We start from the raw sequence: 20498 nt of genomic DNA on the forward strand, positions 1-20498 counted from the left end.
GGCCGGGTTCACAGCTGCGTAAAACGCATGGAAAAATCAATCGCCTTGATGTCTTTGGTCAGTGCGCCGATGGAAATGCGGTCCACGCCGGTGGCTGCAATGCCGGCCACCGTGTCCAGCCCGACGCCGCCCGACACTTCCAGAATCGCCCGACCGGCCGTGAGACGCACTGCCTCGCGGAGCTGTGCCAGGTCCATGTTGTCGAGCAGCACCATCCGGGCACCGGCAGCGAGTGCTTCCTCCAGCTGGGCCAGGGTCTCCACCTCGATCTCGACAAAGCTTGCCTGGCCAGCCATATCGGCAGCGCGCCGCAAAACGGCGGTAACGCCATCTGCAGCCGCGATATGGTTTTCCTTGATCAGCACGGCGTCGTAGAGGCCAATGCGGTGGTTGCTGCCGCCGCCGCAGCGCACCGCGTATTTTTGCGCCAGCCGCAAACCGGGCAGGGTTTTGCGGGTGTCCACAATGCGCGCGCGGTTGCCCGCGACCGCTTCCACAGCCCGTACGTAGGTCGCGGTCTGTGTGGCCACGGCGCTGAGCAATTGCAAAAAATTAAGCAAGGTACGCTCGCCGCTGAGCAGTGCACGAGAGTTCCCCTGGATCTCCAGAATGACCTGGTTGGCGCTGCAGGGCTGGCCATCCCGCACATGCCAGAGCAGCTCGGCCTGCGGGTCCAGCCGCTGCAACGTCGCCTCCACCCAGGGCTGGCCGCAAATTACCGCAGCTTCGCGCGCCAGCACACGGGCCTGGCTGCGCTGGTCGGGGTCCACCAGGCCGGCGGTCAGGTCGCCGGCACCGAGGTCTTCGTCCAACGCGCGGCCTGCATCGGCGTGCGCAAGCAGCGCCATGCTGGCATCTGAAAAATCAAACCGCTTGCTCATTTTTTTCGTCGTTTCAGGCCCATGTTGGCGGCAAGCATAGCGGCTTCGGGAAAAACACTCCGGTTAGCACACTATCGGCACCGCGGGAAAATGGATTCGGGTCCGCCGCTCGTCTGCACTAGAATGCAACTGCTCCGGGGTGCTGCCGGCCATTGTGGCCTGGCAGCTGAGATGGCCAACAACCCAAACCCGTGAACTTGAATCGGTTCGTACCGACGTAAGAAGAGCTGACTGCCGCCGGCCCCCCGGTCTAGGCAGTCAACAACCAACACCACAGCGCGGGGTATTGGCCACACCTTCGGAGCATTTTGTGTAACCCACACAGCAAAGGATGCCCCGATGAATGCTCCAGACAAATTTGCCCAGCTGCTGGCCCTTACGCGCGAGCCTTTTCCCGCCTCGCGCAAAATTTATGTACCTGGACAGGTCCACCCCGAGCTGCGCGTGCCGATGCGCGAAGTCGCCTTGAGCAATGGCGAGTCCGCCACGCTGTACGACACCTCCGGCCCCTATACCGACCCGGGCGCCGACATTGATGTGCGCCGCGGGCTCGGAGCCCTGCGTACGCCGTGGATTGAGGCGCGTGGCGACACCGAGGTTTACACCGGCCGTGCTGCCCAAGCCGTAGACGACGGCACGCGTCGTGAAGACCGCACCGACCCGTCGGACCCGGAAGTGCAGCGTATTGCCGCCTTGCGCGCCCAAGCCGCCGGCCTGCAACGCACACCGCGCCGCGCCAAGGCCGGTGCCAACCACACCGGCAATGTCACCCAGATGCACTACGCGCGCCGCGGCATCATCACCCCCGAAATGGAATACATCGCGCTGCGCGAAAACAGCAAGCGTGAATGGATGGCCGAGTACCTCGGCGACGCGGAGCGCGCCCAGCGTTTGAGCGGCAATCCCATGGGCGCGCAGTTGCCCGAGTTTGTGACGCCGGAGTTTGTACGCGACGAAGTGGCGCGCGGCCGGGCCATCATTCCGGCCAACATCAACCACCCGGAAGTCGAGCCCATGATCATCGGCCGCAACTTCCTGGTCAAGATCAACGCCAATATCGGCAACTCGGCCGTCACCTCCAGCATTGAAGAAGAAGTTGAAAAACTGGTCTGGGCGATTCGCTGGGGCGCAGACAACGTGATGGATTTGTCGACCGGCAAAAACATCCACACCACCCGCGACTGGATCATCCGCAACTCGCCGGTGCCCATCGGCACGGTGCCGATTTACCAGGCGCTGGAAAAAGTCGGCGGCGTGGCTGAAGACCTGACCTGGGAAATTTACCGCGATACGCTGATTGAGCAAGCCGAGCAAGGTGTGGACTACTTCACCATTCACGCCGGTGTGCGCCTGCCCTTCATCCCGATGACGGCCAAGCGCCGCACCGGCATCGTCTCGCGCGGTGGCTCCATCCTGGCCAAGTGGTGCATGTCGCACCACAAAGAGAACTTCCTGTATACGCACTTTGAAGATATCTGCGAGATCATGAAGGCCTATGACGTGAGCTTCTCGCTGGGCGATGGCCTGCGCCCGGGTTCAGGTGCCGACGCTAACGACGAAGCCCAGTTTGCCGAGCTGCGCACGCTGGGTGAATTGACAAAAATCGCCTGGAAGCATGACGTGCAGACCATGATCGAAGGCCCCGGCCATGTGCCCATGCACATGATCCAGGCCAACATGGAAGAGCAGCTCAAGCATTGCCACGAGGCGCCGTTCTACACTCTCGGCCCGCTGACCATCGACATTTCGCCCGGCTATGACCATATCTCCAGCGCCATCGGTGCGGCGATGATCGGCTGGTTTGGCACCGCCATGTTGTGTTACGTGACGCCCAAGGAACACCTGGGCCTGCCGGATCGCAACGATGTGAAGCAAGGCATCATTGCCTACAAGATTGCCGCACACGCCGCCGATGTGGCCAAGGGTCACCCGACTTCGCGCGCGCGCGATGAGGCGCTGTCGAAGGCCCGCTTTGAATTTCGCTGGCATGACCAGTTCAACCTGTCGCTGGACCCGGACACCGCTCGCGAGTTTCACGACGAAACCTTGCCCAAGGAAGTCAGCAAGGTCGCGCATTTCTGCTCCATGTGCGGGCCGAAATTTTGCTCCATGAAAATCAGCCAGGAAGTGCGTGAATTTGCGGCACAACAAGGTATTGCCGAAAGTGCGGCTCTGGACCAGGGGATGCAGACAAAATCCGCCGAGTTCCGCGAAGGCGGCAGCGAGCTCTACATCCCCATCCAGAAACTCTGAACCTGCGCGGACAAGGGCGAACAACCATGCACATCGGCATTGCAGGCGCAGGGCTTCTCGGACGGCTGCTGGCCTTCCAGTTGGCCCGCGCCGGGCATTCGGTCGAGGTTTTCGATCCCGCACCCGGCCCACAGGCGCCAACTGGCGGGGTGTACGCCGCGGGCTGGACCGCTGCCGGCATGCTCAGCCCGACGGCCGAGCTGGAGTCCGCAGATGAAAACGTGTTCGCGCTTGGCCTGCGATCGCTGGAACTCTGGCCCACCATCGTGGCGTCCCTCGGGCTGCCTGTTGAGCTGCACCGGCGCGGCAGCCTGCTGCTGGCGCACCGGGGCGATCAGGGCGCGGCGCGGCGTGTGGTGGACCTACTGCTGCACAAGGCCCCCGCCGGCCATGCGCCCCAGTTGCTGCAGGCCGCTACGCTGAAGGACCTGGAGCCGGACCTGCACGGCGTGGCGCATGCCTGGTTGTTGCCGCATGAAGGGCAAATCCATACGATGCAGGCCATGCTGGCCCTGGCCCATGCCGCCAGTGCTGCAGGCGCTCGCTGGCATTGGGGCAGCACCGTAGACCGCCTGCGCCCCGGTGAAATACATACCGCCCAGAGCGTACTGGCCTTCGATTGCGTGTTCGACGTGCGCGGCACGGGCGCCCGCCCCCCCGCCAACACGTCCGACCCCTATGCGGGTTACACCCCCCGGGTGCGGGGGGTGCGCGGCGAAATCATCTGGCTGCACGCACCCCATGTGGCGCTGCAGCGGCCGATACGGCTGCTGCATCCGCGCCACCGTGTGTATCTGGTGCCACGTGAGGGCGGGCATATCGTCATCGGCGCCAGCGAGATTGAAAGCGAAGACCGCTCGCCGATCTCGCTGCGCAGCATGGTGGAACTGCTGGCGGCGGCACACAGCATCATTCCCGAACTGGCCGAAGCGCGCGTGGTTCACACGGAAACCAACCTCCGCCCTGCGCTGCCGGATAATTTGCCACACGTTGAGCAGGAAGCCGGACTGGTGCGCATCAACGGCCTGTTCCGGCATGGCTGGCTGATTGCGCCGGCGCTGGTCGAGCAAACGCTGCAAAATTTGACATGACATTGATCAACATCACCCTCAACGGCGAAGCCCGGCAGGTGCCGGCAGGCAGCAGCCTGGCCGATGCGCTGGCTACCACCGAACTGCCAACGGCCTCGTTTGCCAGCGCAGTCAATGGCGAGTTTGTGGCACGTGATGCGCGTGCGCAGACCGTACTCGCAGAAGGCGACGCTGTTTTTACATTTCAGGCTATCACAGGAGGCTAGATGAGTTTCCAAATCGCAGGCATCGAGCTGGCTAGTCGGTTTTTCCTTGGCACGGCCAGCTACCCCTCGCCGCAAGTCCTGCAACAGGCGATTACCGCCTCTGGCGCGCAGGTCGTCACCGTGGGGCTCAAGCGCCAGCTGGCCGCCGATGGCAACACGCAAAACGACTTCTACAAGCTGATCCAGGCCAGCGGTGCCCGCCTGCTGCCCAATACCGCTGGCTGCAGGAGTGCGCGCGAGGCCATCACGCTGTCAAAAATGGCGCGCGAACTGTTCGGCACCCACTGGATCAAGCTGGAAGTGGTCGGTGATGAACACACGCTGCAGCCCGACCCGTTTGAGCTGGTGACGGCAGCCGCTGAGCTGGTCCGCGATGGTTTTGAAGTTTTTCCCTATTGCACCGACGACCTGGTCAGCTGTCAGCGCCTGCTCGACGCCGGTTGCCGCATCCTGATGCCCTGGGGTGCGCCGATTGGCTCGGGTCAGGGCCTGATCAACCCCTACGCCTTGCGTACCTTGCGCGCGCGCCTGCCAGGCGTGCCACTGATCGTGGACGCGGGCATTGGTTCACCGGCCGATGCGGTGCAGGCGATGGAGCTTGGCTACGACGCGGTGCTGCTCAATTCGGCCGTGGCCTATGCGCGTGACCCGGTTGAAATGGCGCGAGCCTTCAAGCTCGGCATCGAAGCCGGGCGACTGGCGTACGAAGCCGGCATCATGGCGCAGCAGGACATGGCGATCGCCTCGACCCCGGTCACCGGCCGGCCCTTTATCTTATGACCAGCCCTGTCAATACCGCGCCGGTCTGGGCGCTGTCAACGCATGCGAAGGAACTCAATCAGCTGTTGCAGGGCCAAAGCGCTCAACCGGGTCCGCGCGCAGCTTTGCTTTGCATAGACCATAAGGAAGCAGCCGCCTTGCTGGGCCTGGATTCGCTGGACACGCGTGACGCCGTCGAGCAGGCTGCCAGTACCTTGCGCACACGTGTGTGCAAGGCCGTGGTGATCATCGGCAGCAAGAACGAAAACTATGCAGACACCCCGCAGGCCATCGGCCGGCTCAGCCTGCCGGCAGGTCACCTCGCGGTCGATTCCTCCGCCTTCGCTGCCAGCGCAGCCGATGCGCTGGCGAAAGGTTTTGTTGCTATCGATGCAATCATCTTGGCCAGCATGGCAACGGCCAACGCACAGCCCGGTACTGCTTTTTCCCGGCACAGCGGCAACCTGCCGTATTTCAGCTTGCCGCAGCCTACCCCGGTCAGCGGTTTTGCCCCGCTCAGCGACCCGGACCTGGGGGTTTATGCCGTGGTGGACAGCGCCGCCTGGGTCGAGCGCGTGGTGATTGCCGGTGTGCGGACCGTACAGTTGCGCATCAAGGATGCGCAGCAGCCCGAACAGCGTGAGTTCGTGCGGCAACAAGTGCGTCGGGCGATTGCTGCGGCAACCACAGCCGGCGCGCAACTTTTCATCAACGACCACTGGCAGCTGGCCATTGAGGAAGGCGCGTACGGCGTGCACCTGGGGCAGGAAGACCTCCATATCGCCGATCTCGACGCGATACAAAAAGCCGGGTTGCGACTGGGCATCAGCACGCATGCCTACTGGGAAGTCTGCCGCGCCTGGGCGCTCCAACCCAGTTACATCGCATGCGGCCCCATCCACCCAACCCAAGCCAAGGTCATGCCGTGGATTCCGCAAGGCAATGACAACCTGGCCTACTGGTGCGCGCTGCTGCCGACACCGGTCGTCGGCATTGCCGGCATGGATGTGCCGCGAACCGAGCAGGCGGCGCGGGCCGGTGCCGCCGGGGTGGCAGTGATCAGTGCCATCACGGCAGCTCCGTCACCAGAAGCAGCCATCGTGCAGCTGCAGGAGGCGATGCAGCGCGGGCGGAAGAGCCTGCCCATCACGGCCCCCTTGTTTCCCAAACCCACACTTCTGCCCACGCCTTAGGGCTGGAGACACCATGCAACGTACCCTTCTCGCCGGAAAAATCCATCGCGCCACCGTCACCCAGTGCGAACTGCATTACGAGGGTTCCTGTGCCATTGATGACGACTTGCTGGAGGCCTCGGGCATTGCCGAGTTCGAGCAGATCCACATCTGGAACATCAACAACGGCGCGCGTTTTGTGACCTACGCCATACGCGCCCAACGTGGCAGCGGCACCATCTCGGTCAATGGCTCGGCGGCGCGCCAGGCGGCTGTTGGCGATCTGATCATCATTGCCGCGTTTGGCCAGTTGCCGGCACATCAGGTGGCCGGCTTCCAGCCTAAACTGGTGTTTGTTGACAGCGCCAATCGCATCCAGGAAGAACGCTCCACAATTGCTGTGCAGGGCCTGTGAGCCAGCCACGGCCTTCTTTTCTCCTCGCCATCTCCGTCGTTTGAAGGAATCAACCATGTCCAGCGTTTTTGAACAACCCGTCACCCTGCACCGCCCGCGCCAGACGGTCCCGGTCGGCCCCGCGGCCCGCTGGAGTGTTGACGCCATTGAGGCATTGTTTAACCTGCCTTTCCCGGAACTGATGCACCAGGCGCAAACCGTGCACCGTGAAAACTTTGATGCCTCACGCGTTGAATTTGCCACACTGCTGTCGGTCAAAACCGGGGGTTGCCCGGAAGACTGCAACTACTGTCCGCAAGCAGCCCGTTTCGACACCGGCGTGGAAGCCACCAAGTTGATGGAACCGCATGAAGTGAAGCTGGCCGCCCAACGCGCCAAGGACGCCGGTGCCACACGTTTTTGCATGGGGGCCGCCTGGCGTGCGCCCAAAGACCGGGACATTGAAAAAGTGGCCGAGCTGGTGCGCACGGTCAAGGCGCTCGGGCTGGAAACCTGCGCCACCCTGGGCATGCTGGAAGACGGCCACGCCCAAACACTGCAAAGCGCGGGCCTGGACTACTACAACCACAACCTCGACAGCGCGCCTGACTTTTATGGCGACATCATCACCACGCGCGACTACCAGGACCGGATCGACACCCTGGCACGCGTACGCAGCGCGGGCGTGAAGGTCTGCTGCGGCGGTATTGTCGGCATGGGCGAAACGAGACGTCAGCGCGCCGGTCTGGTGGCCGAGCTGGCCAACCTCTCGCCTTATCCCGAGTCGGTGCCGATAAACAACCTGGTCAAGGTCGAAGGTACGCCACTGGCCGACCAGAAAGACCTCGATCCGTTTGAATTCGTGCGCACAATTGCTGTGGCACGCATCACCATGCCGGAAGCACGTGTGCGCCTGTCGGCAGGCCGACAGCAAATGGGCGATGCGGTGCAGGCTCTGTGTTTCCTGGCCGGCGCCAACTCCATCTTTTACGGCGACAAGCTGCTGACCACTGGCAATCCCGACACCGACGCTGATGTGGCCCTGCTGAACCGTCTGGGCATGACACGTTCTGCGCCGGAGGTGCAAGCATGACGCCCGCCAACACGGCCGCCAGCCCCTATGGCACCTTGCCCGCCGTCCCGCCACCCGCTTCGCGCAAACCCATCAGTCTGCCGCGCCTGCGCGAAATGCATGCACAGGGCGACAAAATCACCATGCTGACCGCTTACGACGCGACTTTTGCGGCGGTGGCCGATTCGGCCGGCGTGGAATGCATTCTGGTCGGCGATTCGCTGGGCATGGTCTGCCAGGGCATGCCCAGCACAGTCGGCGTGACGCTGGAGGCCATGCGCCACCACACCGAAGGCGTAGCACGCGGTCTGCACCGTGCGCAGGCCACCGCGTGGCTGATTTCCGACCTGCCTTTTGGCAGCTACCACGAGTCGAAAGAGCAGGCCCTGCGCAGCGCTGCCGTGTTGATGCAGGCCGGCGCGCACATGGTCAAACTTGAAGGCGGTGGCTGGACGGCAGACACCGTGCATTTTTTGGTGGAACGCGGCATTCCGGTGTGCGCGCACCTGGGCCTGACACCGCAAACTGTGCATTCGCTGGGTGGTTACCGGGTGCAGGGCAAATCCGAAGAAGCCGCGACCACACTGAAAGCCCACGCCCACGCATTGCAGGATGCAGGAGCAGCCATGATGGTGCTGGAGATGGTGCCCGCTGCACTGTCGGCAACGTTGACAAAAGAACTTACGCACTGCGCGACCATAGGCATAGGTGCCGGTGTCGGCACGGCGGGGCAAGTGCTGGTTCTGCACGACATGCTGGGCATGAACCTGGGGAAAATGGCCAAGTTCGTGCACAACTTCCTGGCAGAAGAAACCAGCGTGCGCGGTGCCATGCAGGCCTATGTGCGGGCGGTCAAGGAGGGCCGCTTCCCGGTTGACGCCCTGCACGCTTGGTGAATAGATGGCCCCCACGCTTGTATAGTCGCCCCTTTTGAACACGAGCTTCGCAACGCATGAACATCGTCCACAGCATCACCGACTTGCGCGCCGCGCTCGCTCCCTTTCAGCGCCCGGCTTTTGTGGCCACCATGGGCAATCTGCACGACGGCCATATCGCGCTGGTGGACAAGGCCAAGCCACTGGGCGACGTGACCGTGGCCAGCATTTTCGTGAACCGTCTGCAATTTGCGCCGCACGAAGACTTTGACAGTTACCCGCGCACCTGGGAGGCAGACTGCGACCGGCTGCGCGCCGCCGGCTGCGATGTGCTGTTTGCGCCGCGCGAGACCGACCTTTACCCCGAGCCGCAGACCTACAAGGTGCACCCACCGGCTGAACTCGCCGACATTCTCGAAGGCCACTTCCGGCCCGGATTTTTTATCGGTGTCAGCACCGTGGTGATGAAGTTGTTTTCCAGCGTGTTCGCCGGCAAGCCGGCAGGCTTCGCAGTGTTCGGCAAGAAGGACTACCAGCAGCTGATGATCGTGCGGCGCATGGTGCAGCAGTTTGCGCTGCCGATGGAGATCGTGCCCTGCTACACGCTACGCGCAGCCGATGGTCTGGCGCTGTCTTCGCGCAACGGTTACCTGTCGGCACCCGAGCGCAGCGAAGCGGTTCAGCTGTCGCGCGCCCTTCAGGCGCTGGGCCAAACCGTGAAAACGCAAGGGACAGCAGCGCGGGAAGCGCTGGAAGAAGAAGCCATGCAGGCCCTGAGCAGGCGCGGCTGGAAACCCGACTACCTGAGCGTGCGCCGCCGCAGCGACCTGTTGCCACCGGACAGCGGTGACATCGACACACCCTTGGTGGTGCTGGGCGCGGCCAGACTTGGGACGACGCGCTTGATTGATAACCTGGAAATTTGAGGCAAGTTCGACCTGATGAACCGCGATCAACCACCGGCTCGATGTATGGGCTGCCAGCTCAAACCCTAGGCTCGCTGTGTCATTGAGCTCAAGAATCTGGACGCTGGTAACCCGGACGATGGCCTTTTCACCGCTGACCAGTTTGACCGCAAGACCAGTGAAGTAAAAAACCTGGGGGCTCCGTCACGCGGCGCCATTGAAGTCAAAAGCCCGGCCGAGCCCGTTGACGATACGGCACAGCAGCGGGTCGACCAGGTGCTGCAATTCTTCCTCGAGTTCCACACCGGCCAGCGCAAGCCGCGTGTGCGCGATGCCCAGCGCAGTCAGTGCAAGCTGGCGCAGCGAGGCGAGCAAGCGCGGTGTCGCGCCGCTGTCAGCCGGATTCATGCCAGTCCAGGTACCGGGCTACTTGCGGTTGACCAGCAGACCGATCAGGAAGCCGGCCGCCGCCGCGACGCCAACCGCCTTCCACGGGTTGGCGTGTACGTACTCGTCGGTGACCTTGGCGGCTTCCTTGCCCTTGAGCAAGGCCGCTTCCTGCAGGCCGGTGAGCTTTTCGGTGGCCAGCTTGAGTTTGCCCGCAGCCTTTTCGCGTAGGGCGGATGCGGTTTCGCCGGTGGCAGCGGTGGCGGCCTTGAGCAGGTCCTCGACGTCGGTGAGAACGACCTTCATGTCGGTGATCAGTTTTTCTTTGCTGGTGTTGTCCATGGCGGGCTCCCGAATGCGGTTGGAAAAAAGGTCGGCGACGAGCGCACCGGCAAGGCACCGGGTGCTCCATATCAGTTTAGTCCAGCGGCAAAGCCGCAGCAAACGGAGAGTCTGAATTTTCCGTGTCGATTGATTCGCCGCAATAATGCGGGCTTCCTCCCCCGACGCCCTTACCGGAATAGCCCATGGATCCCAGCCTGCTGACCCCCCTGTTCACCCTGCTCGGCACTCTGGTCGGCGGCCTGGTGACTTTCGCCGTGAACCGGCAGCAATTCAGACACCAGTTGCAGGCCCTGCAGCAGCAGTACAAAACCGAGTTCATGGCCGAGGAAACCGCGCGCCATTTCCTCAGCCACAAAAGTTTCACCGACCGATCCTTCGACGTGCTCAGAAAACACCTGGGCGGTTTTGAGGACGACGAGTTACGCAAGATCCTGGTGCGGGCCGGCGCGGTCAGGACTTACCGCGAGGATGACAGTGAGTGGTGGTATCTGCTCTCGCGGATGGGCGAGAGGATTGAGAAGATGCAACAACGGGGCTGATCAGTTGACCCACTTCGCGGCGGTCCTGATTTGCCGCAGACAGCAGCGCTTAACTCCCCACTCCCACCCCTAGCCCCTCCCTCGCCCCGCTGGGCGATGGAGGGGGGCTTCATTTGGCCGCGTGTGCTGCGCTCGCGTGCAAGCGTGACGGACTGTTGGGATTCCCGTGCAGGAAGCGCGCAGCGCTTCCTGCACTCCGGACTTTGTTCCCGTATCCGTCCCCCACCCGTCGGGCTGGGCCGAGGAGCGCAGGTGAAGGCGGATCAGGGCAAGCGATTGTCTGAGGCGAAGCCGAGTTCGAGCGAGACCCCGCTTTTAACGAGCACCGCAGGGTGCCCCGTAGCGCAGCGCAGGGGACCCAGACCATCGGGTCGCCTTTTTCTTTGCTTACTTTCTTTTTGGCGACGCAAAAAGAAAGTAAGTTGCCGCCGGGCAACCCCCGGCTTGCTGGCACACCACAAATCCCCGAAGCATTGCCATCACAGACACTAATTTGCTATGAATTTAGTAGCTGCAGACACTTGATGGCTGTGGACTGGAGCCCAAAAATAGAAAAAACCCTTGCCCAGCCGGGCACGAGGCGCCCTAGCGCAGTTCGTCCGCCGGATCCCGCCCCATCAGCAGTGCCACCGCTTCGGCCGGCCGAATCTGCCCCCCCAGCAGCGCAACGACAGCTTCGGAGATCGGCATCTCCACACCCAGCCCTCGGGCGCGCTGCACCACGGTGCGGGCGCAATACACGCCTTCCGCCACATGGCCGAGTGACTGCACCGCCTGGTCCAGTGACTGGCCCAGGGCCAGCAGCAGCCCGACCTGTCGGTTGCGGCTCAGGTCGCCGGTGGCGGTCAGCACCAGATCGCCCAGACCCGACAGGCCAGTGAAGCTCTCGGCGCGAGCGCCCAAGGCCAGCCCCAGCTTGGTCATCTCGCTCAGGCCGCGTGTGATCAGCGCGGCCCGGGCATTGAGCCCGAGGTTCAGGCCATCGCACAGGCCGGTGGCGATCGCCAGCACATTCTTGACCGCGCCGCCAACCTCGACACCGACGATGTCGTCGTTGGCATACACACGCAGCGCGGGGCCGTGGAAGGCCGCCACCAGCGCTTCGCGTACTTCCGCGTGTTCGCTGGCAGCGACCAGTGCGGTCGGCTGCCCGCGCGCGACCTCCTGCGCAAAACTCGGGCCACTAAGCGCACCCGCTCTCAAATTGATAGCTGCCTGCGCCCGAATTTCGTGGGCCAACAGCCCAAAAGGCTTCAAATTTGCGCCTCCCCCGGCAAGCGGAGCCTCAAAACCCTTGCACAGCCAGGCGACCGGCGCCCTGACCGCCTGCACGCGCTGCAACATGCCGCGCAGCCCCGCAATCGGTGTGGCAATGACGATCAGGTCCTGGCCGGTCAGCAAGGCATCCAGCGATGCGTCAGGGCCTCCAGCCAGCATCAGGGAGGGCGGCAGCGCCATATCCGGCAGGTAACGGGCGTTGACCCGCTGCGACTGCATGTCCGCAAGTTGGGCAGCGTCGCGCGCCCACAGGCTGACCTGGTGCCGCGGCGCTGAAGAACGGGAAGTGGCCGCCCGGGCGGCACTGATGGCCAGGGCGGTCCCCCAGGCGCCAGCGCCGAGAACGGCAATTTTCATAGCGGGCAGGGAAACGCGGCGCCAGGGATCAGACGATGATTTGCGGCGCTTCCTGGGCGGCCGATGCGGCGGCAGCCTGTTGTTGCTCGAACATCGCCTGGAAGTTGATCTCAGCCAGGTTGACGGGCGGGAAACCGCCACGCTGGATCACGTCGGCCACATTGCCGCGCAGATAGGGGTAAACAATCTGCGGGCAGGCAATGCCCAGCACAGCGTTGAGCTGCTCCGGTGGCATGTTGCGGATTTCAAAAATGCCGGCCTGCTTGGCCTCGACCATGAACACGGTCTTGTCCTCGATCTTGGTGTGCACGGTGGCGGTCACGCTGACTTCGTACAGGCCGTCGGTGATCGGCATGGCGTCCACGCCGAGCTGGATGTCGACTGCCGGCTGCTCCTGGTTCAACAGGATTTCAGGCGAATTGGGCTGCTCCAGCGAGATGTCCTTGAGGTAGACGCGCTGGATTTGGAACACGGGGTCAAGGTTGGCTTCGGCCATAGTGAATCTTTCGGAAGGCTTGGAAAAAAAATAAAGCCTGCGGCGCGCAGCAGGCACAGCGCATTATCTCAGGTGTGTCTGCGGCAGCCGCAGTGGCAACGGCAGCGTGTAACCGGCCCTCAGCTATTGAGCAAGGGCAGCAGAGCGCCCCGGCCGTCCAGCGCCACCAGGTCGTCGCAGCCGCCGACGTGGGTATCACCGATGAAAATCTGCGGCACCGTGCGGCGACCGGTGATCTCCATCATCTTCTGGCGCTCGGCCGGCTGCATGTCCACGCGGATTTCCTCGATCGCCTCGACTCCACGCTGCTTGAGCAATTGTTTGGCGTGATTGCAGTAAGGACAGCTGGCGGTCAGGTAGATCTTGACAGTTCGCATGAATCAGTTTCTCCGGTCGGGTTCAGGGTGGCAGCCCGCGAATCAGGCCTTCTCGAGAGGCAGGTTAGCCTCTTTCCAGGATTTCAGCCCGCCGGCCAGGCATTGGGCCTGCTCGTAGCCAAGTTTTTTGGCCGTGGCCAGCGCCCGGTTGGCGCGGGCACCGCTGGGGCAGACCAAGATCAGCGGCAAGGCCTTGTTCTTGACCGCGCCAGGGAGCTTTTCCTCGAGCTGGTTCAAGGGAATGTTTTTGGCGCCGACCACATGGCCGCCGGAAAACTCCTCCGCTTCGCTGACATCAATCACCACGGCCTTGTCGCGGTTGATCAGTTGCACCGCCCCCGTGGCGCTGAGCGATCCGGCCGCCATGCCGCTGGAAATCAGGGGCCACACCAGCATGCCGCCGGAAGCCAGCGCTATAGCGATCAGCATCCAGTTATCGATGAGAAATTTCACTTTGAGTCCTTCAGGGTTTTGCGGTTAATCGCTGATTTTAGAATGCAGGGGTGAACACGGCTGTGCGTACCCCGCCGCACACCCTGTTTTACACCCCGCCCACCCTCCAAAATCCCACCCCTTCATCTGCGTCACCCATGTACAAACTTGTGCTCATCCGCCACGGCGAATCAACCTGGAACCTTGAAAACCGCTTCACCGGCTGGGCCGATGTGGACCTCACGCCCACCGGCGTGGCGCAGGCCCTGGACGCCGGGCGCTTGCTCAAACGCGAGGGCTACGACTTCGATGTGGCCTACACCAGCATGCTCAAGCGCGCCACCCGCACGCTCTGGCACACGCTCGACGAAATGGACCGCACCTGGTTGCCGGTGGTGCACAGCTGGCGCCTCAACGAGCGGCACTACGGGGCGCTGCAGGGCCTGAACAAAGCCGAGACCGCCAAAAAGTACGGCGACGCGCAGGTGCTGGCCTGGCGCCGCAGCTACGACACGCCGCCGCCAGCGCTGACGCAGGACGACGAGCGCTGGGAAGGCAGGGACCCGCGCTACGCCAAACTCAAACCCGGTGAGGCGCCACTGACTGAATGCCTGAAAGACACCGTGGCCCGTGTGCTGCCACTCTGGAACGAGGCCATGGCACCGGCCATCCGCGCTGGCAAACGTATTGTGGTGGCGGCGCACGGCAACTCCATTCGCGCGCTGGTGAAGTACCTGGACAATATTTCCGACCAAGACATCGTCAGCCTGAATATCCCCAACGGCATTCCGCTGGTCTACGAACTCGATGCAGATCTGAAACCCCTGCGGCACGACTACCTGGGCGACAGCGAGGCCATTGCCACGGCTGCAGCGGCCGTCGCCGCCCAGGGAAAAGCGTGAACGTCAAGCCCGTGTAAAGCAGGCCAAGTTTGAAACATTTCCCGCTTGTGCGGCCTATGGCACGGGAACTGCCGGCCGAGGCCATTCTCCAAGGTGTATATTGGTTCAAAATCTGTGGCAACTGCCTTTAATCTAGGCGAACGAAGGTATTTATGGGTCAGAAACTCAAGATTGCAGGCTGGATCTCCATTGGCGCCGTGGCCGGAGCATTGACCACGGTGCAACTGCAGGCCGTTGCACGTGGCGGGCTGGCCCCGCTTCCGCTGGAAGAACTGCAACAACTCGCTGCAGTGTTTGGCATGGTCAAGACTGACTATGTCGAGCCCGTGGACGAGAAAAAACTGATTTCCGACGCCATCTCCGGCATGGTCGCCAGCCTGGACCCGCATTCTGTGTATTTTGACAAGAAGTCCTTCAAGGAATTCCGCGAAGGAACCAGCGGCCGATTTGTCGGCGTCGGCATTGAAATAGCGCAGGAGGACGGCCTGGTCAAGGTGGTTTCGCCGATTGAGGGCTCGCCCGCCGACCGCGCCGGTCTCAAACCCAATGACCTGATCACCAAAATCGACGACACCGCCGTCAAGGGCCTGTCGCTCAACGACGCCGTCAAGAAAATGCGCGGCGAACCGAAGACGAAGGTTGTGCTGATGATCTTCCGCAAAGATGAAAACCGGACCTTCCCGGTGACCATCATGCGCGAGGAAATCCGTACCCAGTCGGTGCGCAGCAAAGTGATAGAACCGGGTTATGCTTGGCTCCGCGTGAGCCAGTTTCAGGAACGCACCGTCGAGGACTTCGTCACCAAGCTCGAACAGATCTACAAGCAGGAACCCAACCTGAAAGGGCTGGTGCTGGATCTGCGCAACGATCCGGGTGGCCTGCTGGATGCGGCCGTGGCGGTTTCTGCCGCCTTCCTGCCCGAAAACGTCACCGTCGTATCGACCAACGGCCAGCTGCCCGAGAGCAAGTTCACCTACAAGGCTTCACCTGAGTTTTACCAGCGCCGCAATGCTGCGGACCCGCTCAAACGCCTGCCTGCTGCCATCAAGACCGTGCCACTGGTGGTGCTGGTCAACGAAGGCTCGGCATCGGCCAGCGAAATCGTCGCCGGCGCGCTGCAAGACTACAAACGCGCCACCATCATGGGCAACCAGACCTTCGGCAAGGGTTCCGTGCAGACGGTGCGCCCGCTGGGCCCGGATACCGGCCTGAAGCTCACCACGGCCCGGTATTTCACGCCCAGCGGCAAGTCCATCCAGGCCAAGGGCATCGTCCCGGACGTGATGATTGATGACACCGCAGAAGGCAGCCCGTTTGCCGCCTTGCGCACCCGTGAAGCCGATCTTGAGAAACACCTGGCCAGCGGCCAGGGCGCGGAAGTCAAAGATCCAGGTCGTGAAAAAGCCCGCGAGGAAGCCCTCAAACGCCTTGAAGAAGAGTCGAAAAAGAGCCCCGAACAACGCCGGCCGCCCGAGTTCGGCAGCGACAAGGACTTCCAACTGGCTCAGGCGCTGAACCAGCTCAAAGGCCGTCCTGTGCTGGTCAGCAAGACCATCGTCGAGCGCAAGGAAGAGAAAAAGGAAAACTGAGCTGCCGGACTGCACGCGCCTGGACGGGAGACCGCCCGCGTGTCCTCCGCCATTTCGGCGCTTGAGCCAGCCCGATCCATGAACGACAGCCAGCTACTGCGCTACTCCCGCCATATTCTGCTTGATGAAGTCGGGGTCGAAGGGCAAAACAAGCTGTTGTCCTCCCGCGTGCTTGTCGTCGGGGCCGGCGGCCTTGGCTCACCCGTCGCGCTCTATCTGGGGAGTGCCGGCGTTGGCCACATCACCGTGGTGGACCACGACCGGGTCGACACCACCAACCTGCAGCGGCAGATCGCCCACACGCTGTCGCGTGTGGGCCAGTTCAAGGCAGAGTCGGTGAAACAAGCCATCGCCGACATCAACCCTGACGTCCAGGTCACTGCGGTCACGACCCGCGCTGACGATGCCCTGCTAGATGAACTGCTGCTCCAGACGGATCTGGTGCTGGACTGCTGCGACAACTTTGCCACCCGCCAGGCCATCAACCGGGCATGCGTGAAACACCGCAAGCTGCTGGTGTCGGGGGCCGCCATCCGTTTTGACGGCCAGGTAGCAGTCTATGACCCGCGCCAGCAGGACTCACCCTGCTACGCCTGCGTGTTCCCCCCCGCAGATGTCGTGGAAGAGGCGCAATGCGCCACCATGGGCGTATTTGCACCGTTGGTCGGCATGGTCGGAACGGTGCAGGCTGCAGAGGCTTTGAAACTGCTATGTGGCATCGGGCGGTCACTCACTGGCCGCCTGCTGATGGTCGATGGCCGAAACATGGAGTGGAGTGAAGTGCGCATCCCGCGCAACCCGGCCTGCCCGGTCTGCGGTAACTCAGCCGGGCGGCCGGCTACTTGACGGAGCCAGCCGGCAGACGTGCTGCGGCGCGCGGGGCCGCAGCCTGCTGGATCACCTGCTTGCAGTCGGCATCCTGCCCAGGGCCTGTTTCTATGGTCGCAGCCAGCGCCAGCAACGGATTGAGGACCGCAAGTGCCAGCCCAATGGCGGCGCGGCCGGCCAGCGCGCCCTTGTCGGGCCCTGCGGTCGGCGCCCCGAAGGTTCCGCCAATGTTCAGCGGCGAACGCAGGCTCAGGATGCTGGTGTCCTTGGGCGAAGGTTCGAGCCGGATGTTCAAGGTCTCATCGGCCAGACTGATGGCGCCGGCGCCAACGATCACCGTATCGACCGTGTCCAGCACAATCGCCTTGCTGGTCATCAGTCCCTTCTGAACGTCAAACGCCGCAGCCGCGCAGCGCAAGCGGACATTGCGGTCGCCTCGCACCATAAATTTGATGATCTCGCCGCCGTCCAGTCCCACGAACTCCAGCAGGATGTTGCTAATTTCGCCAGCGCCCATGAGGAAGGCGACGTTGCCCGAAGAGGATGCCAGTACCTGCGCGGTCGAGCTGCCACTGCCTTTGAGGTCCACCTGGCCGCTGATTTTGCCCAGGCTGCTTTTGGTATTTTTGATGGTGGGGAACAAGCGGTTGAGCTCAATGGCGCGCGCGTCGAGCCGGGTTTCAATCACCGTCGGCGACACCTTGCCGTTGATCGCCAGTCGGCCCGCCAGTTCACCGCCCGCAACGCCCAGTTTCAGGGGATCGAGTTGCAGCACGCTGTTGTCGAGTTTGATTTGGGCGCTCATGCGGTCCAGCGGCAGCGCCTTGACGTGAACGATTTTCGCGGCGCTGTAGGACACGTTGGCGTTCATGGCCTTCAGCCGGGCAAAGTCCAGCTTCGCGTCGGGCAGAACCCTGCCGGCACGCGTGGGCCTGTCTTGACCGGTTTTGCCGGCTTTGGCCATCGCCGGCGGCACATTGTCGGAGGACTTGCCAATGATGGGCCCCAGATCCTCGAAGTCGAGCAGCTTGGACTGAACCTTGCCGGTCAGCATCGGGACCGGCTTAGTGTTGTCGAACGTGAGGGCGCCATTGAGATCCGACTTGCCCAATACGCCGCTAATCTGGCTCACCGCCCAGCTCAGGCCTTGCTTGTCCAACTGCCCGCGCAGCTTGTAAGGGGGCGTCCCCGGCAATACAACCCCAACCAGTTTGTAGAGATCAGCCAGGCTGCGGCCCTGGAGTTCAAATTTGGCATCAATACTGCCGAATTCAGCGAGGTTGGTCACCGAGCCCCTGGCCTTGAGCCGCGTCTGACCGGCAGCTGCGTCAATCTCTAGCGGAAACTTGCCATCAGCGTCAGCACTAAGCTGCAAAACGCCCCCGGCCCGGCCATGGGCGGTGAAAGGCTCACCCTTCCATTTACCCGCAGCCTTGTAGCTCAATGGCATGTCCGAAGACGCTTCTGCCGCAAGCCCCACCTCCGCCTTGATGTCGGCGCCCCGGGCGCTGGCAAAGTAGGTAATAACCCCCTGGTCGATCAGCAACTGACCAATCGCGGGCACCTTGCTCTCATCGGCCGTGTCCTTGGCCAAGGACCACGTACGTCTACCATCCGGCTCGATCTGCAGGCCGAGTTGCGGCTTCTGCAGGCTGACCAGCGGCAGCTCAATGCGCCCCATCAACAAGGGCCAGAGCCTGATCTGGATTTCTGCCGCTTCGGCCTTGACCAGGTAGGGCTCGCGGGCCCACGACGGGTTGGCGAATTCAATACCATCTGCAAACACGCGGGTAGTACGGCCCAATTTGACGTCGAGCTTGCGCGTGATCTCGAACTTGCGCCCGGTCTGCTCGCTGACATGACGGTTAATCGGCCCGCGCAGCACATCCCAGGGAAAAAACACCAACAGCAGAGCCAGCAACACCAGCATCGCGAAGATACCGGCCACGATTCGCACCCACAGTGCGCCGCTGAGTGCGCCGCCAAGCTTTCGAAGGGCCGGGGAAAAACTAGTCATACAGGCGCGCGCCCTTCCTGAATAAGGCATCGTGGAAAGCAGACCCGCTTGATGGTGCATAAGGAGCAATCAACGGAACTATTGAAATAAGTATCTGGGAAGTGCGCACGCCAAACCATCGGCTGCATCCATGGTGAGTTGTCAGCGCTGACCTACATCAGCGGACTGTAGGTAACTTCCTACGGCCCGGCCGCAACACGCCTGTCAGAATTAGCTGTCAAACATGGATACATTAGTTAACAGATCTATTTATCTGACCGAATTGAAGATCCGTGGGACTCAAAACATACATCGTCGAAGACAACGCCACCATACGCGACAACCTCATAGCCACGCTTGAAGAACTTGTCGGTATCGAGGCCGTTGGTACGGCGGAAACAGAAACCGAAGCCAGAGACTGGTTCCGGACCCCAGGCCAGCCGTGGGATCTTGCCATTGTTGACCTCTTCCTCAAGCAGGGAAGCGGACTCGGTGTGCTGGAAGCATGCCGCAATCGAGGGGCGCGCCAGAAGGTGATTGTGCTGAGCAACTACGCCACGGCAGATATCCGCAAGCGTTGCGCCCAGCTCGGCGTGGACGCAGTTTTTGACAAATCCAATGAAATCGATGCGCTGGTCGACTATTGCCTGGCGCAATAGTCGACCCGTGCCGGCTTGCCCTCAATCAATCAGCTTGTTTTTGAGCGCGTAGTAGGTCAGGTCGCTGTTGGACGCGAGGCTCATCTTCTCCATCACACGGGTCCGGTAGGTACTGACGGTTTTAACGCTCAGCGACAAGGCCTTGGCAATGTCGCCGGCGGTTTCGCCCTTGGCAAGTTTCAGGAAAACCTGAAACTCACGCTCGGAAAGTTGCTCATGGGGCGTCGCGTCATTCTTGCGATTGAGTTGCTGCGCCAGCAACTCGGCCACGGCCGGCGTGATGTAGCGCTTGCCGAGCGAGATCACGCGGATGGCGTTGACGATTTCCATCGGGTCGCATTCCTTGTTCAGGTAGCCACTGGCGCCCTGACGGATGAGGTTGACGGCGTAATGCTCCTCGGGATAGCCGCTGAGAATCAGGATGCCGACATCAGGCGCCTTGGCGCGGATCATGGCCAGCGCGTCAATACCACTTTGCCCCGGCATGGAAAGGTCCATGACGAGAATGTCGAGTTCTACATTGCGCACCAGGTCAATGGCTTCCCGGCCACTGGCCGCTTCGCCCACCACGCGTAGGTCGACCTGGTCGGAAAAGAACTGTTTGAGCCCCGAACGCACGATGGCATGGTCGTCAACAATTCCAATTTTGATCATTTCAGTTCCTTTTCAAGGTCTTCGTTTCAACGCGGCACAATGCTCCGACAC

General features: G+C 62.3%; 23 protein-coding genes and 1 riboswitch. Of the genes, 14 read left to right on the forward strand and 9 right to left on the reverse strand.

Annotated elements, in window-relative coordinates:
- Window positions 1-8 precede the first annotated feature (8 nt).
- Window positions 9-881, reverse strand: coding sequence for a carboxylating nicotinate-nucleotide diphosphorylase (gene nadC, locus H0W47_RS06740; protein ID WP_296922147.1), 873 nt, complete (start codon window positions 879-881; stop codon window positions 9-11).
- A 125-nt stretch (window positions 882-1006) separates the two neighbouring features.
- Window positions 1007-1122: riboswitch (TPP riboswitch) on the forward strand.
- A gap of 98 nt (window positions 1123-1220) precedes the next feature.
- Between nadC and thiC the strand changes: the two genes are divergently transcribed.
- Genes thiC through panC form a run of 9 tightly spaced genes read left to right on the forward strand, consistent with a single transcriptional unit; the run spans window position 1221 to window position 9629 of the window.
- Window positions 1221-3134 (forward strand): phosphomethylpyrimidine synthase ThiC, encoded by a 1914-nt coding sequence (thiC, locus tag H0W47_RS06745; RefSeq protein WP_296922149.1) that lies wholly within the window; start codon window positions 1221-1223, stop codon window positions 3132-3134.
- A 26-nt stretch (window positions 3135-3160) separates the two neighbouring features.
- The gene (thiO, locus tag H0W47_RS06750) at window positions 3161-4225 is read left to right on the forward strand and encodes a glycine oxidase ThiO (RefSeq protein ID WP_296922151.1); all 1065 of its coding nucleotides are present in this window, start codon (window positions 3161-3163) and stop codon (window positions 4223-4225) included.
- A complete protein-coding gene (gene thiS / locus H0W47_RS06755) occupies window positions 4222-4431 on the forward strand; it encodes a sulfur carrier protein ThiS (RefSeq protein ID WP_296922153.1) in 210 nt (69 codons plus the stop codon). Before thiO ends, thiS begins: the two co-directional genes overlap by 4 nt.
- Window positions 4432-5211, forward strand: coding sequence for a thiazole synthase (locus tag H0W47_RS06760; RefSeq protein ID WP_296922155.1), 780 nt, complete (start codon window positions 4432-4434; stop codon window positions 5209-5211).
- Window positions 5208-6383: a thiamine phosphate synthase gene (locus H0W47_RS06765; RefSeq protein WP_296922157.1), complete on the forward strand. Its 1176-nt coding sequence runs from the start codon at window positions 5208-5210 to the stop codon at window positions 6381-6383. Before H0W47_RS06760 ends, H0W47_RS06765 begins: the two co-directional genes overlap by 4 nt.
- Window positions 6384-6396: 13 nt before the next feature.
- Window positions 6397-6777, forward strand: coding sequence for an aspartate 1-decarboxylase (gene panD / locus H0W47_RS06770; RefSeq protein WP_296922159.1), 381 nt, complete (start codon window positions 6397-6399; stop codon window positions 6775-6777).
- Window positions 6778-6832: 55 nt separating this feature from the next.
- On the forward strand, window positions 6833-7849 hold the full coding sequence (gene bioB / locus H0W47_RS06775; protein ID WP_296922161.1) for a biotin synthase BioB: 1017 nt from the start codon (window positions 6833-6835) through the stop codon (window positions 7847-7849).
- Window positions 7846-8724 carry a 3-methyl-2-oxobutanoate hydroxymethyltransferase gene (gene panB, locus H0W47_RS06780; protein WP_296922164.1) on the forward strand — a complete coding sequence of 293 codons (879 nt, stop codon included), beginning with the start codon at window positions 7846-7848 and terminating at the stop codon, window positions 8722-8724. Before bioB ends, panB begins: the two co-directional genes overlap by 4 nt.
- A gap of 56 nt (window positions 8725-8780) precedes the next feature.
- Window positions 8781-9629 (forward strand): pantoate--beta-alanine ligase, encoded by an 849-nt coding sequence (panC, locus tag H0W47_RS06785; RefSeq protein ID WP_296922166.1) that lies wholly within the window; start codon window positions 8781-8783, stop codon window positions 9627-9629.
- Between the two features lie 183 nt (window positions 9630-9812).
- Here the strand turns inward: panC and H0W47_RS06790 are convergent, their stop codons facing one another.
- Complete coding sequence (locus H0W47_RS06790; RefSeq protein WP_296922168.1) at window positions 9813-10016, reverse strand: hypothetical protein; 204 nt, start codon at window positions 10014-10016, stop codon at window positions 9813-9815.
- 18 nt (window positions 10017-10034) lie between these two features.
- On the reverse strand, window positions 10035-10337 hold the full coding sequence (locus H0W47_RS06795; RefSeq protein WP_296922170.1) for a YqjD family protein: 303 nt from the start codon (window positions 10335-10337) through the stop codon (window positions 10035-10037).
- A gap of 185 nt (window positions 10338-10522) precedes the next feature.
- Between H0W47_RS06795 and H0W47_RS06800 the strand changes: the two genes are divergently transcribed.
- A complete protein-coding gene (locus H0W47_RS06800; RefSeq protein ID WP_296922172.1) occupies window positions 10523-10879 on the forward strand; it encodes a hypothetical protein in 357 nt (118 codons plus the stop codon).
- Between the two features lie 585 nt (window positions 10880-11464).
- On the opposite strand, the gene H0W47_RS06805 is transcribed toward H0W47_RS06800, so the two are convergent.
- The 4 genes from H0W47_RS06805 to H0W47_RS06820 form a co-directional block, all read right to left on the reverse strand.
- Window positions 11465-12514 (reverse strand): NAD(P)H-dependent glycerol-3-phosphate dehydrogenase, encoded by a 1050-nt coding sequence (locus tag H0W47_RS06805; protein WP_296922174.1) that lies wholly within the window; start codon window positions 12512-12514, stop codon window positions 11465-11467.
- Window positions 12515-12542: 28 nt separating this feature from the next.
- The gene (gene secB, locus H0W47_RS06810; protein ID WP_296922176.1) at window positions 12543-13010 is read right to left on the reverse strand and encodes a protein-export chaperone SecB; all 468 of its coding nucleotides are present in this window, start codon (window positions 13008-13010) and stop codon (window positions 12543-12545) included.
- A 119-nt stretch (window positions 13011-13129) separates the two neighbouring features.
- Window positions 13130-13387: a glutaredoxin 3 gene (grxC, locus tag H0W47_RS06815; RefSeq protein WP_296922178.1), complete on the reverse strand. Its 258-nt coding sequence runs from the start codon at window positions 13385-13387 to the stop codon at window positions 13130-13132.
- Window positions 13388-13429: 42 nt separating this feature from the next.
- Complete coding sequence (locus H0W47_RS06820; protein ID WP_296922180.1) at window positions 13430-13840, reverse strand: rhodanese-like domain-containing protein; 411 nt, start codon at window positions 13838-13840, stop codon at window positions 13430-13432.
- Window positions 13841-13977: 137 nt separating this feature from the next.
- On the opposite strand from H0W47_RS06820, the gene gpmA reads away from it, so the two are divergent.
- The 3 genes from gpmA (at window position 13978) to H0W47_RS06835 (ending at window position 17156) form a co-directional block, all read left to right on the forward strand.
- The gene (gene gpmA, locus H0W47_RS06825; protein WP_296922182.1) at window positions 13978-14721 is read left to right on the forward strand and encodes a 2,3-diphosphoglycerate-dependent phosphoglycerate mutase; all 744 of its coding nucleotides are present in this window, start codon (window positions 13978-13980) and stop codon (window positions 14719-14721) included.
- 152 nt (window positions 14722-14873) lie between these two features.
- Window positions 14874-16310: a S41 family peptidase gene (locus H0W47_RS06830; protein WP_296922184.1), complete on the forward strand. Its 1437-nt coding sequence runs from the start codon at window positions 14874-14876 to the stop codon at window positions 16308-16310.
- A 78-nt stretch (window positions 16311-16388) separates the two neighbouring features.
- Window positions 16389-17156, forward strand: a complete 768-nt coding sequence (locus tag H0W47_RS06835; protein ID WP_296922227.1) for a HesA/MoeB/ThiF family protein — start codon at window positions 16389-16391, stop codon at window positions 17154-17156.
- Here H0W47_RS06835 and H0W47_RS06840 read toward each other — a convergent pair.
- A complete protein-coding gene (locus H0W47_RS06840; protein ID WP_296922186.1) occupies window positions 17149-19155 on the reverse strand; it encodes an AsmA family protein in 2007 nt (668 codons plus the stop codon). The two genes, H0W47_RS06835 and H0W47_RS06840, sit on opposite strands and share 8 nt — an antisense overlap.
- A gap of 272 nt (window positions 19156-19427) precedes the next feature.
- On the opposite strand from H0W47_RS06840, the gene H0W47_RS06845 reads away from it, so the two are divergent.
- Window positions 19428-19793 carry a response regulator transcription factor gene (locus tag H0W47_RS06845; protein WP_296922188.1) on the forward strand — a complete coding sequence of 122 codons (366 nt, stop codon included), beginning with the start codon at window positions 19428-19430 and terminating at the stop codon, window positions 19791-19793.
- Between the two features lie 21 nt (window positions 19794-19814).
- Here H0W47_RS06845 and H0W47_RS06850 read toward each other — a convergent pair whose 3' ends face one another.
- On the reverse strand, window positions 19815-20447 hold the full coding sequence (locus H0W47_RS06850) for a response regulator transcription factor (protein ID WP_077593954.1): 633 nt from the start codon (window positions 20445-20447) through the stop codon (window positions 19815-19817).
- Window positions 20448-20498: the final 51 nt, after the last annotated feature.

It is taken from the genome of Polaromonas sp., from assembly GCF_013817205.1.
Taxonomy (GTDB): domain Bacteria; phylum Pseudomonadota; class Gammaproteobacteria; order Burkholderiales; family Burkholderiaceae_C; genus Polaromonas.

Coding starts and splice junctions, on each gene's coding strand:
- nadC (WP_296922147.1), bottom strand. CDS start 881: ATGAGCAAGCGGTTTGATTTTTCAGATGCCAGCATGGCGCTGCTTGCG.
- thiC (WP_296922149.1), top strand. CDS start 1,221: ATGAATGCTCCAGACAAATTTGCCCAGCTGCTGGCCCTTACGCGCGAG.
- thiO (WP_296922151.1), top strand. CDS start 3,161: ATGCACATCGGCATTGCAGGCGCAGGGCTTCTCGGACGGCTGCTGGCC.
- thiS (WP_296922153.1), top strand. CDS start 4,222: ATGACATTGATCAACATCACCCTCAACGGCGAAGCCCGGCAGGTGCCG.
- H0W47_RS06760 (WP_296922155.1), top strand. CDS start 4,432: ATGAGTTTCCAAATCGCAGGCATCGAGCTGGCTAGTCGGTTTTTCCTT.
- H0W47_RS06765 (WP_296922157.1), top strand. CDS start 5,208: ATGACCAGCCCTGTCAATACCGCGCCGGTCTGGGCGCTGTCAACGCAT.
- panD (WP_296922159.1), top strand. CDS start 6,397: ATGCAACGTACCCTTCTCGCCGGAAAAATCCATCGCGCCACCGTCACC.
- bioB (WP_296922161.1), top strand. CDS start 6,833: ATGTCCAGCGTTTTTGAACAACCCGTCACCCTGCACCGCCCGCGCCAG.
- panB (WP_296922164.1), top strand. CDS start 7,846: ATGACGCCCGCCAACACGGCCGCCAGCCCCTATGGCACCTTGCCCGCC.
- panC (WP_296922166.1), top strand. CDS start 8,781: ATGAACATCGTCCACAGCATCACCGACTTGCGCGCCGCGCTCGCTCCC.
- H0W47_RS06790 (WP_296922168.1), bottom strand. CDS start 10,016: ATGAATCCGGCTGACAGCGGCGCGACACCGCGCTTGCTCGCCTCGCTG.
- H0W47_RS06795 (WP_296922170.1), bottom strand. CDS start 10,337: ATGGACAACACCAGCAAAGAAAAACTGATCACCGACATGAAGGTCGTT.
- H0W47_RS06800 (WP_296922172.1), top strand. CDS start 10,523: ATGGATCCCAGCCTGCTGACCCCCCTGTTCACCCTGCTCGGCACTCTG.
- H0W47_RS06805 (WP_296922174.1), bottom strand. CDS start 12,514: ATGAAAATTGCCGTTCTCGGCGCTGGCGCCTGGGGGACCGCCCTGGCC.
- secB (WP_296922176.1), bottom strand. CDS start 13,010: ATGGCCGAAGCCAACCTTGACCCCGTGTTCCAAATCCAGCGCGTCTAC.
- grxC (WP_296922178.1), bottom strand. CDS start 13,387: ATGCGAACTGTCAAGATCTACCTGACCGCCAGCTGTCCTTACTGCAAT.
- gpmA (WP_296922182.1), top strand. CDS start 13,978: ATGTACAAACTTGTGCTCATCCGCCACGGCGAATCAACCTGGAACCTT.
- H0W47_RS06830 (WP_296922184.1), top strand. CDS start 14,874: ATGGGTCAGAAACTCAAGATTGCAGGCTGGATCTCCATTGGCGCCGTG.
- H0W47_RS06835 (WP_296922227.1), top strand. CDS start 16,389: ATGAACGACAGCCAGCTACTGCGCTACTCCCGCCATATTCTGCTTGAT.
- H0W47_RS06840 (WP_296922186.1), bottom strand. CDS start 19,155: ATGACTAGTTTTTCCCCGGCCCTTCGAAAGCTTGGCGGCGCACTCAGC.
- H0W47_RS06850 (WP_077593954.1), bottom strand. CDS start 20,447: ATGATCAAAATTGGAATTGTTGACGACCATGCCATCGTGCGTTCGGGG.